This window comes from Pontibacter populi (genome assembly GCF_019336435.1).
Lineage (GTDB): Bacteria > Bacteroidota > Bacteroidia > Cytophagales > Hymenobacteraceae > Pontibacter > Pontibacter humidus.
On sequence record NZ_JAHWXQ010000006.1, the window covers coordinates 24,126 to 36,419 of the forward strand.

Annotated in this window: 6 protein-coding genes; 1 reads left to right on the plus strand and 5 read right to left on the minus strand. The window is 46.6% G+C overall.

Annotated elements, in window-relative coordinates; translation table 11 throughout:
- Positions 1–52 precede the first annotated feature (52 nt).
- From KYK27_RS16610 to uvrA, 5 genes are all read right to left on the minus strand, one after another.
- Complete coding sequence (locus KYK27_RS16610; RefSeq protein WP_199111436.1) at positions 53–4,855, minus strand: hypothetical protein; 4,803 nt, start codon at positions 4,853–4,855, stop codon at positions 53–55.
- An 18-nt stretch (positions 4,856–4,873) separates the two neighbouring features.
- Positions 4,874–5,704 (minus strand): 50S ribosomal protein L11 methyltransferase, encoded by an 831-nt coding sequence (gene prmA, locus KYK27_RS16615; protein WP_199111437.1) that lies wholly within the window; start codon positions 5,702–5,704, stop codon positions 4,874–4,876.
- A gap of 8 nt (positions 5,705–5,712) precedes the next feature.
- The gene (locus KYK27_RS16620; RefSeq protein WP_199111438.1) at positions 5,713–6,078 is read right to left on the minus strand and encodes a DUF6150 family protein; all 366 of its coding nucleotides are present in this window, start codon (positions 6,076–6,078) and stop codon (positions 5,713–5,715) included.
- Between the two features lie 95 nt (positions 6,079–6,173).
- The gene (gene tpiA / locus KYK27_RS16625) at positions 6,174–6,935 is read right to left on the minus strand and encodes a triose-phosphate isomerase (protein WP_199111439.1); all 762 of its coding nucleotides are present in this window, start codon (positions 6,933–6,935) and stop codon (positions 6,174–6,176) included.
- 924 nt (positions 6,936–7,859) lie between these two features.
- Positions 7,860–10,715: an excinuclease ABC subunit UvrA gene (uvrA, locus tag KYK27_RS16630; RefSeq protein ID WP_370583653.1), complete on the minus strand. Its 2,856-nt coding sequence runs from the start codon at positions 10,713–10,715 to the stop codon at positions 7,860–7,862.
- Between the two features lie 521 nt (positions 10,716–11,236).
- Here uvrA and KYK27_RS16635 point away from each other — a divergent pair.
- Complete coding sequence (locus tag KYK27_RS16635) at positions 11,237–12,241, plus strand: T9SS type A sorting domain-containing protein (protein ID WP_199111440.1); 1,005 nt, start codon at positions 11,237–11,239, stop codon at positions 12,239–12,241.
- Positions 12,242–12,294 lie beyond the last annotated feature (53 nt).

Genomic DNA, 12,294 nt, shown 5'->3' on the forward strand with positions numbered 1-12,294 from the left:
TAATTTAAATCTAAAGCCCGCATCTCATAAATGGTATACGCTATATTTATAGTTACTGGTTATCTGGTCCGGGCTCGCTTCCACCTTCAGTCTCTCCGCCCTTCTTCTTTTTTCTCTTTTTTTCCTTCTTAGGCGCTTCATCCAAAACATCCATGTTGTCTGTAGAATCGATCTCAGGTTGCTGTGTTGCTACCTTAAACCCAGACTTTCCATTCAGGTAGTTTTTGCTCATGTGCTCCAGGAAAGTATTTTTATCCATGGTCTCGCCCGGGTAAAAACCATAGTTGGTAGTGGTGCCACGGCCCCTCTTCGACTTTGCTCTAACAGCTTTATTAAACTTGTCGTTCGAGGCTATCAGGGTTAATCCGTTCTCAAAATAGCTAAAATAATACCAGGTATACTGATCCGCCTGTAAATATAAATTCATAACTGGCTCGCCGTTCAGGTCCTGCTTTATTTCCATGTAACCATCAACCATGGCATTTATATCATCTTTCAGGATGCTGGCAACACCAATTTTGCCGGTACTATACCATGCCTTCTGCTCATTAGACCACTTCAGATCCACTTTATTTAGTATCAGGCTGCGGATAAGCGATTTATCTACTTTAGGCAATGGAATGTAGCTTCCACCCGATTCGCTGATATATTTTCGCACGCCACGGTCCCCGATAAATTCACCTAGTTTATAGTATGTCGCATCACTGCCATCCAGGGCTTCTGGCGCACTCTGCGTGTTTTCTTCCATGTGCTCTGCCATTGCCATAAGTGCCTGCTCCGGCATTTCCATATCAAAAGCCAGGAAGGCATCTATGTTGTAACGGCTGCTGTCTACGTTGGCCGAGCCATTACCTGAAGCTTCTACCTTAAAGTTACGGGTAGATTTAAGCAGGTTCATTTTACCTTCGAAGTGCAGCCTGTTGGTAGCCTCGCTATAACGGAGCACATTGCCCTGGTAAGAGTTGGCATACGCACGGTCTTCGCGCCCTATCTTAAATTCGGTATTGGCCTTGTTGTAAGAAATAGCGCCGTCGGCCAGGAATAGGTCCAGGTCATCTTCGTTCTGCTTCTGCGAAACAAAGGTGTTGTATAGTGTGGCCGTGGCTGCAGAAACGTGAATACCTGTTCGCAGTGGCGTTCCGTCGGCAGCTTTTGCTTTTTGGATCGGGATACGGACATTGGTTGGGTTCAGGGTATCTTTCTGGAAAGCAAACCAGTCAGAAGCAGCCTCATTTCCGGTAAAGTTCAGTTTCAGTTCGCCATCAAAATCCAGGTAAGGCTTGGTAGCATGCATCAGCACCTTACCCCGGAACATGATCCTCGGAAAGATGTAGAACTTATCCTTTTCTTCTACAGTGGCTGTTGCAAAAGAATAGATCGGTTTGCGTTTGCCCTGCGGATTATCGAACGTAAAGTTTGTAAAATGTAGTTTAAACGAATCTTCGGCAGCGTTCAGGTAATCCAGGTAAGCTGTACCGTTCAGTAATTTCCGTGCTTTTACATCCAGGTTACCCTGGTATAGTTTGTGGTACTGCTGCGCCGAGTCGGCCAAAATACGCGAGTTGCGCAGCGTGCGTATAGTTGCATCTGCGGATACGGTTACTCTACCACTGTCTGGAATTACATACATATCGGCTACGGCAATGTAAGGCACACCACCCGCCAGGATCGTATTCTTCTTCAGGTCATACACACCGCTACCCGCCATAAAGTTAAGCGAGTCCTGCTCCGGGTGCATAGAGTAAAAGTAGTTCTTGCCGCCTTTTTCGTCTGCTTTCAGGGTAATGCGTTCGGTAGCAAAATCCCAGCGGGCACTGCGCATCGATGTTTTGTACTGCGCTCTCGGGAATTCTATACTTGCCGCCCCTACTTTCTCAATACCGAAATCCACCGCACCTTTGGTCATGTCATAGTTAAACTCCACGCCCTGCGCTTTTATTGCCGGCCTTACCTGCACGTCCGACTTCGCGATCATCTGTGAATTATTACCTGAGAAGCTACGCTGCTTAAATAAGAAACCTGGCGAAGTAACGTTGGCAACCGGGTTATCGAGCTCGCCATTACCATACATACCGCCCGGCGACAACTTGGCTACTCCCTTAAACTTGTACTTCTCTTTATAGATCAGCATTGGTTCTTTGGTAGTGGTCAGGTACATCGAGTCGACTTTCGGCAGCCAGTTCATCTGGAAGTTGTTGAGCGTAGCCACCGGAAACTCCGTGCCGTTCAGTTTTTCTTCTTTTATAGTTGCCGTAGCGCCTTTCTGCGTTTTCACCGCATCGTGGTAGTAAGTGTACTCCGGTGCTTCCAGGGTAGCGGTAAGGTACGTAAGTGTGCCTTTGCTTTGTATACCCTGCGAGCTCATCATCACCGTGTCGTAGGCTATACCTTTGCCGCCGTAAGCAGGCAGACCTTTTGCGGGCGGCTGATGATAAAAGCCCAGTGTCTGGTCAGGCATCATGATCAGCTTCGTTTTTATTACCGGGAAGATCCCTCCGGAGTGGAAAGTACCCTCAAAACCGATCGTATTCTTACCCGAGCTCAAACTATCGAGCTTAAAGGGCGGCATATCGAAGTAAACGGTACTGTCATAAGCGCCACCTAATACATCGGGCCTGTTAAACGTAACCTGCGCACCAACCGGGGCATCAAACTTCGGGTAGTCCGGGTAATATTCTTTTCCTGATTTGTTGTCGGGTTTGTTGATGTATAGTTTACCGGTCAGTTTGCCGGAGCGGCTTGTCAGCACCTGGTTTGTAACCTCACCTCTCGATGCTTTGCGGTTACTGGTGATCAGGGCAATGGTATCCAGTTGCTGCATATCGATCATGAACTCATCATAATCAAACTTGAACTGAGAACCTTTAAAGGCCAGACTGCTGGCAAATATCTGGCCGCCAAACTCAATATTACGGTTATCCAAGATACGAACTATACTGCTGTCCGGCACGATGTAAACACTGGCCGTATCATTATTGAAAGCAATTTTACTTACCCCACGTACTTCCAGCTTGTTGTTATCCATGTTAAGGGTAGCATTTCGGCCAGACGGTACCACAGAGCGGATCACGATGTGGTCGTAGTCCCGTACTTTTTTAGAAGCACCCACATACAACCATGCTTTTTTCTTAAGTGCGATATAGCCGGTTGCGTTGTCATATTCCAGATAACCTTCGCGGGATAAATTGTGTGCTGCCTGTTTAATGGCCTGCTCGTTTACCTTGTTGAATTTAGCTACATCAGAGGCGTAGAACTCGTTCTTTTTGGTTTTAGCACCATAAGACACCAGCGCTACCAGCGGATGAAACGTGGCAATACCCACCATCTGCTGAAACTTGTTATTGGAGTAATATTCCGTAGACTCCAGCTGAACAGGAATGATAGTTTTGGTATTCAGAACCGAGAAGTTGATGAATGGTGTGTTCAGGTCCCAGGCAACACGTTCGGCTACAATTTCCATCTCATGATAGGTATCATAGAACGGGGTGCGGCTAAAAGGGCCTTTGTCTTTGGTTAGTACAAGGCGGTTCTGTGGTTTGGAATAACGCAATTGCACAGCGAGGTGCGAGATAGAGTCTTTCTCCTGGTAAATAGATACGGCTGCACGCGAAGCAACTATAACTGAGTCGTTCAGGGTATAGTTGAGCGCCTGCGAACTGAACTTGCGTTTTCCGCCATCCACTACCGAAATCTCCGATAAGCTTTCATCCAGTGCCCGGCTGCCGATCAGGTCGCCTGCCAGCGAGAAACCACCTACATACCTGATTCGTTCGCCCAGGTTTTTAATTTTTGCATCGTTGGTAAAAGAGGCAAACCTTGGAAACATCTTTTCGCCCTTCACACCACGTTTTGTACTCCTGAACTCGAAAGCACCTTCTACAGGCTCGGCCAGCACTGCATTGTAGGTAAGTGTTGCATCCGGGGCTTTAAAACCGGCAAAGGTGATGTCAAAATTATACTTCCTGAAAATAGCCGAAGCCTTACTGCCGCCTGCTTCCCAGTCGTAGGAACCTCCTTCGCCTACAAAAATGCCCTTGGCCAGCATTAACTGACCGCTGGTTTTCTGAATGGCTGTGGAGTCGAAGTTGGTTGCAAAAACAATGTCAACATTTTCCAGCTTCAGCGTAGGGCCGGAAATAGCAGGCTGAGCCGGGATGTACATTTGCTTCTGGTTTGCTTTGCGGCGCTGTGCTGCTTTTTTAGCTTCTTCCTTCTTTTGCTCTTCAGATTTTGGTTTTACAACAGGAGCACCCCAGCCATCGTCTATCGATTCTTCCTCGGAGCTTACTTCATCATCCCACGAGATATTATCCCACTCGCTTGTGCCCTGCGTCTCTTTATCGTCTGTTTTTTTGCTGGCACCTTCATACACAAAACTGAAATTACCGCCTGTAGCATATAATCTATAGTTCGGCTTCTGGAAGACACGGCCGGTGGTCAGGTACAACCTGCTTGTGTTCAGAAAATTGCCTAAACCTGCTATGTCTTCACTGTCAACAGCTTTGGCCGTTACATCCAGCATGTTGTTCAGGCTGCTTCCGCTCAGGTTATGCTTGTTTACGCCTGCTGCCAGCATGGTAAAGAAATCAGAAAAGTGCGGGTTAGAACGCATCTTCTTACGATACATCTGCTGCGCGATATCTATTACCTGGTCCTTCTGCTTATCGGTTAGTTTACCACCGTTCCAGATAGCGTCCAGCTCGCTGTTCAGCTGCTCGGCATTAGGTAGCTTTCCGGCTACCATCAGCGCTTTGGCCTCAGCAATAAACTCGTCCGGCTTTTTGGAGAACTTGCTCTGTGCCTGGGCTATAATAGTTGTGGCTAAAAATAAAAAGAGTAAAAGTTTGTACCTCATAGCAGTACTGTTAAGGTGTTAGCTGTTCTTAAAAATCGCGGAAACCCAGTTGTTCTTTACGCGGTGCGAGAGGTATGTTAGCCCCAGTTCGGTTGCCCGTTCCTGCAGCATCGATAGGTCTTCGGTATAAAATCCGCTTAAAAGTAAGTAGCCTTCTTTTTTAAGAACCGCTACATAAGCAGGCATATCTTCCAGCAAAACATTGCGGTTAATATTAGCAAGAATGATATCGTAAGGCTGGTCTCCTTTTATAGTTTCAGCACCGCCCAGGCGTACATCTATCGTTGCGTACCCATTCAGCTCAGCATTTTCGCGGGCATTTTCTACGGTCCAGTCTTCTATCTCAACGGCTACTATTTCTGAGGCGCCCAATTCGCCGGCCATAATGGCCAGTATACCAGTACCACAGCCCATATCCAGCACACGTTTGCCCTGGTGGTCCAGCGTCAGCTGGTTTTCGATCATAAGCGTGGTGGTTTCGTGGTGACCCGTGCCAAACGACATTTTCGGGTTGATCACGATATCGTATTCCGCCTTGGCTGGTTTCTCGTGGAACGATGCACGAACAGATACTTTATCACCGATAAAAAGCGGCTCAAAGTTTTTCTCCCATTCTTCATTCCAGTTCTGGCGCGCTATTTTCTGGATAGTATATTCTACCTGCACCATTGCTGCATAGCGGTTTACTACTTCCTCGACCGCCTCCTGGCTAAATTCAGCCTCATCAATGTAGGCACTAAAACCTTCTTCATTCTCTTCAAAGGCGTTAAAGCCCAGCTCTCCCAGTTCGGCGGTAAATATATCCGCGAAATCAGCGTTTACTTTTAAAGTTACTTCTATAAAATCCATGGTATGTGTTATTCGCGGCAAGCGGCAAATGAGCGCACCGTTGTAAAGTGCACCGTTATATCTGCCAGGTTTCGGTTATCGGTTACATATAAAATGTGATCTGCAAACGCCTTGCTAGGTGTAATATACCAAACAGCCGTAGCATCCGCAAAGAGTTTATTGTTCTCGCGGTACACTACCATATCGGCAAAGGCTTCTTCCTCACCCAGGAAAACAGTATGAGAGGCTTCGTTCCGGTACTTTGGGTCGCGCTCCAGGTAAACAGAACCATAAATTCTGCAATAATCGTTGCCAACTATAGCAGGTTCCGGAGCAGGAGCATCAGGACTAAGAAAAGGCAGAAGTGCCAGCCAGAAAGTAAAAACAATAGGCATAACTCACATTTTACTCAAAGATAACGATTTGCGGCAACAAAAAAGGCTGCCAACATAATGTATTAGCAGCCTTTCTGGTTCCTTATATTTTAATATTAAAACGATTTAATAATATCAGCAAAATCTCTTGATTTCAGCGACGCTCCCCCGATCAGGCCGCCGTCTACATCTGGTTGTGAGAAAAGCTCTTTGGCATTGCCCGGGTTGCAGCTACCGCCATATAGTATAGAGCAGTTAAAAGCAGCTTCCGCATCAAACATTCTGGATAGCTGCTCACGGATATAAGCATGCATTTCCTGTGCCTGCTGACTGCTGGCTGTGCGGCCTGTTCCAATCGCCCAGATCGGTTCATACGCTACTACTACCTGGTCAAATTCTTCGTTGCTCAAATACGAGAGGCTGTCGTGCAGTTGCTTACCGACATACTCAAAATGATTTTCCGCATCACGTTCTTCCAATGGCTCGCCGCAGCAGAAAATTGGTTTTAATCCCTGCGCTATAGTTGCTTTCAGTTTTTTATACAGTGTCTGGGCATCTTCGTGGTGGTACATGCGGCGCTCGCTGTGGCCGATGATCACATACTCCGCACCAACCGATTTCAGCATGCTTGCCGATACTTCGCCGGTGAAAGCGCCGCTTTCGTGCTCGCTCACATTCTGGGCAGCCAGAAACATTTTATCGTTGCCCTGGGTTAATTTTCCTACGCTTTGCAGGAACGGGAAAGGTGGTGCCACGACTACGGTTACATCACCGGTCACTTCGTCTTTCACCATGTTATCGATCTCCGACACCAGCGATAGCGCTTCATCGTAGGTCTTGTTCATTTTCCAGTTTCCGGCAACAATTCGTTTTCTCATGTTTTATAGTTTGATGATGAATTTATAGTTGATTAACAGCTTCCGCTGCTTTACGGCAAGTTAGCAATTTATGGTTTATATGTTTCTGTCATTTCGGTGTTAGGAGAAATCTATCTCAGCTTATAGTTTGCTACAATTTGAACCAAGCCTTCTTTTCAAAACCCCTCCAATCCTGGGAGCTCTACTTACCTATAGTTCTTATAGGTAGCTTTGTTGCCCTCACGGCCGGGAGGCCCCGTCTTCGGGCATCGCGCTGCTGCTTTCTTGCTTCCCTCGTCCCTCGGGTTGGCTGCGCCACCGCAACAAATCAAAGGCGCTCCACCCAAAGACTGCGATCTTTCGCATAGTAACCAGCATCTATAGTTTGAACCTGCTCGCTTCGAGATTTACCGTGGTGATAGTTTCAAAGGGACAGGTAAACCTGTCCTGCTCATGGACTATAACTATAGAACTATAGTTTGGAAATTGGCAATAGCAGCAATTGTCCCCTTGAGGGGACTACAGGGGTGTTAAAACGGTACCTATAAAACATAGGCGTAACTATACCAAAAGCAAAAATTCCCCTCTCGGGAGGGGCAGGGGTGGGTTAATTGTTAACTATAAAACGATGGATAAACTATGGCAAAGGCTGAAAAGCTCCCCGTCTTAGACAAGGAGGGGGTGGTTGGACCACGGTAACTATAGAACAATAGCCACTGCCACTACTTTTGCCTGTCCCTGCCGGGCCAGTTGAGTTACAAACTCAACACCATAGTTAGACACGGGTTGCAAACCCGCGCCAGCGGAGAAACAATTACTATAAAACTATAACTTTAATATAGCCAAAAGCCCAATCCTTTAATCCTGTAAATCCTGTTTCAGACACAAAAAATCCGCAGCAACTTTACAGTTACTGCGGCTTTCGTCTATTAGCTATAGTTCCAACTATAGTTTATCCTTCAAAAATCTGGCTGTGTGGTTATCGTCCAGCTTAGCCATATCTTCCGGGGTGCCTTCAAACAGCAAATAACCACCGTTTGTACCACCCTCCGGACCAAGGTCTATGATCCAGTCTGCCGATTTGATGATGTCCATGTTGTGCTCGATGATAACGACGGTATTGCCATTCTCGATTAGCGCGTTAATGGATGTAAGCAGTTTACTGATGTCATGGAAGTGCAGACCGGTACTTGGCTCATCAAAAATAAACAGGATATCTTCCTGGTGTGGCTGTGCGCCTTTGGTTAAGAATGATGCCAGTTTTACGCGCTGCGCCTCACCACCTGACAAGGTATTACTAGACTGCCCTAACCGGATATAACCTAAACCAACTTCATTCAAAGGCCTCATCTTTTCGATGATCTTTGGCTGATCAGCAAAGAAGTCGATGCTGTCGGCAATGGTCATGTCCAGTACTTCGGAGATGCTCTTCTCTTTATACTTTATGTCGAGTATATCTTGCTTAAAGCGATGTCCGTGACAGCTCTCGCAGGTCAGGTAAATATCGGCCATAAACTGCATCTCTATTTTCACCTGTCCTTCGCCCTGGCAAACTTCGCAGCGGCCGCCTTCAATGTTAAACGAGAAATGCGACGGCTTAAAACCTCGTGCTTTAGCTAATGGCTGATCGGCATACAACGTACGGATCGCATCATAAGCCTTGACATAAGTAACCGGGTTTGAGCGCGACGATTTACCGATCGGGTTTTGGTCCACAAACTCAACATGCTTTATCTTGTTATAGTCGCCGGCCAGTTTATCGAATTTACCTGTAGATTCTGACGAAGAACCGTGCAGCTTTTGCATAGCAGGCGCTAAAATCTTCTTGATCAGAGTTGATTTACCAGAGCCACTTACTCCGGTTATCACGGTCATCACTCCTAAAGGCACCTTTACACTCAGGTTTTTCAGGTTGTTTTCGCGGGCACCTATCAGCTCAATAGCGTTGCGCCACTTACGCCGTTGCGCTGGCACCGGCACTTCCATGCGACCACTCAGGTATTTGGCGGTATATGTGTCTCCTCTTTCAGCCAGTTCATCAAAAGTCCCCTGGAACATCAGGTTACCACCACCCGAACCAGCTTCCGGACCAATATCGATCAGTTGATCGGCCGCACGCATCATTTCTTCTTCGTGCTCTACAACTATAACCGTATTGCCCAATTGCTGTAATGTGCGCAACACACCAATTAATTGCTCAGAATCTTTTGGATGCAGCCCAATGCTTGGCTCATCCAGGATATACATAGAACCAACCAGCGCGCTACCCAACGATGTTGCCAGGTTAATACGCTGACTCTCGCCACCGGAAAGTGTGTTGGAAAGTCGGTTTAGCGTTAAATAGCCCAACCCAACCCTTTCCAGGTAGCCCAGGCGGTTTGCCACTTCTATTACCAGCCTGTCAGCCACATTACGCTCGTGCTCGGTAAGCTCAATGTCCCTGAAAAATGGCAATACCTGTGTAATCGGCATTAAAACCAGATCGGTTATGCTCTTGCCACTTACTTTTACATAGCTGGCATCTTTACGCAAACGCGAACCTCTACACTCGGGGCAGGTAGTGCGCCCACGGTAACGCGACAACATAACACGGTACTGAATTTTATGCGTCTGCCCTTGGATATGCCTGAAGAAATCGTTCAGACCTTCAAAATACTTATTACCGGTCCAAAGCAATTCCTGCTCGGCTTCTGTAAGCTCGTTATAAGGGCGGTGAATCGGAAAATCGAAGCGGATGCCGTTTTTTACCAAAGGTTGCAGCCACTCGTTCATTTTATCTGATCGCCAGGGCGCAACGGCTCCTTCGTACACAGTCAGGCTTTTGTCCGGAATTACCAAGTCCGGATCTATACCAAGCACAGAGCCGAAACCTTCACAGGTTTGGCAGGCGCCGTAGGGGTTGTTAAAGCTGAAAAAGTTAACCGATGGCTCTTCAAACACTATCCCATCCAGTTCAAATTTATCGGAGAACACGCGCTCTTCGCCATCGCCATACTTTACGCGGCACTCGCCTTGCCCTTCGTAAAAAGCAGTCTGCACCGAGTCAGCAATCCGGAACTGCAGGTCTTCGTCCAATTTATAGATTACTGCGCGGTCGATCAGGATGTAAACTTCTTTGCCAAGCTTCGGATTCTTCTGCTCCAGCAACTCCTCTATAAAGTAGACTTCGTTATTGGCATAAATCCGGGAATACCCTTTCTGTAATAACAGGTCGAGCTCTTTTGCCAGCGAACGATCCTTGTGTTGTAACAGCGGCGCCAGAATCATCACACGGGCTTCATCTTCTAAAGAGAAAACAAAGTTAACCACATCTGTTACCGTATCTTTTTTAACCACCTCACCTGAAACAGGAGAAATCGTTTTGCCAATGCGGGCATAGAGCAGCTTCAGGTAATCGTAAATTTCAGTGCTGGTACCTACCGTAGAGCGGTTATTTTTTATACTTACCTTCTGCTCGATGGCAATGGCCGGGCTAATGCCTTTGATATAATCTACATCGGGCTTGTCCATACGGCCCAAGAACTGGCGGGCATACGAGCTAAGGCTTTCCACATACATGCGCTGCCCTTCGGCATACAGCGTATCGAAAGCGAGCGATGATTTGCCCGAGCCGGAAAGGCCGGTAACAACTATAAATTGATTGCGCGGCAGAGCCACGCTCAGGTTTTTCAGGTTATGCACCCGTGCGCCTTTTATAATAATATTCTGACGTGCGTCGAGTTCGTCGATGTTGTAGTCGGGAGTTATTGCCATAGTAGCGCCAGCTTTGTTAGCAACAGTAAATGCCGTTGCTGCAGCCATTTTCTTTCTTTTAATAATTGTGTAAAGTTACGAATACCCTCCTACTTTTAGAAGCAGTTTATCCGGCATACCCTATCCTATAGTTGACGCGGGCTATAATTACGGAAATTGCGCATCTCAACAGCATAAAGCATCTTTTTGTAACAGCTGCAAGGACGAAAAGGTTTAGCTTTTTACTAAGTTGTTTCTCAGGGTAGTGCTATAAGCAATTCACTTATTTTGCACTCATTTTCACGAAAAAGGTCAATGTAATTCTAACGTGAAAGTACAGCAATCGTACACCTGTATATAGCCGCTGCATATGTTTGGCTGTTGCAGGCTGTGCCTCAAGATCTTCTTCCGGTACGCTTACGCCAGACAGCCACAAGTCAGGCGATTTACCTTCCTGGTTGTAAGCGCAGCACACTCCCCTCTACGCTGGCCATAGTGCCACACCCTGCCTTCGGGCAAACCACTTTGTGACCCATTAACGCCGGGTATGCAGCTGATGCCACGTGAGACTGTACCTAAATACCCACGCTATGAAAAAGAAATTTACGCTACCCATTATACTCTCCTGCCTGCTATTTTGTGCATTAACGCCCGATTCTGTGTTCGCGCAAACCGACCAGGTAGATCCCCAGGATTGCTTTTATATTTCTGAAGATGAATGTTATGCTATAGGTTATGTGAGCGTAACACAACGTCCGAAACAACCGGGAGGCCCACAGAATGACCAACTCGATGTAGAGCTCTTTTTCCAGGATATATGCGAAACGATTACAGAAATAACTATAAGTCAGGTGCAGGGCCCTCTTATTACAATTCCTGATGATCAGATTACCAGTACACTTAATACTGTAGTTTTCCAGGTAAATGTCAACTCGTTTAAGGACGGAATACTCAGAGTTACGATAGAATCTGGCGAAAACAAAAAGATCGTAGTTCCCATTCATTTTGACGAGTCGTTGAATTGCGGCATTATTACACCTCTCCCAGTAGAACTCACCAGCTTTAAAGGCAAGGTTACCGAAAGCGGCATTAACCTGGAATGGGAAACAGCCAGCGAAATCAACAACAGCCATTTTGATGTGGAACGCAGCAGAAATGGCAAAACCTATGAAACGATAGCTATAGTGAAGGGGCGCGGGACAACATCTGTTGCATCAAACTATAGTTTTACAGATAAGCTTCCTCAGAAAGGCCTGAACTATTACCGCTTAAAGCAAGTCGACTTCGATAATACCACAAGTTATTCTAACACTATAGCTGTAACATGGGATGCTTCTGAAACTATAGAAATTGCCTTGGTGCCAAATCCTTGCCTTAACGGAGATTGCAATATCGCTATTAGTAACGCAGCTAATCTCGAAACCCTGGTGCAGCTAAAAGACATGACCGGCAGGGTAGTGTATTCTAAAACTGTAAAAAGCGACCGCCATTTACTGGAACTGCCTATGGCTGATCTGAAACAATACAAAGGCTTGTTTTTTCTGACGGCGGCAACAGGCAAACAGGTAGTACATCAGCGCATACTGCTGGAGTAACTATAGACTGAGCTCACGTAACTATAGTTTAAACTTATAACCTACTGCCATCT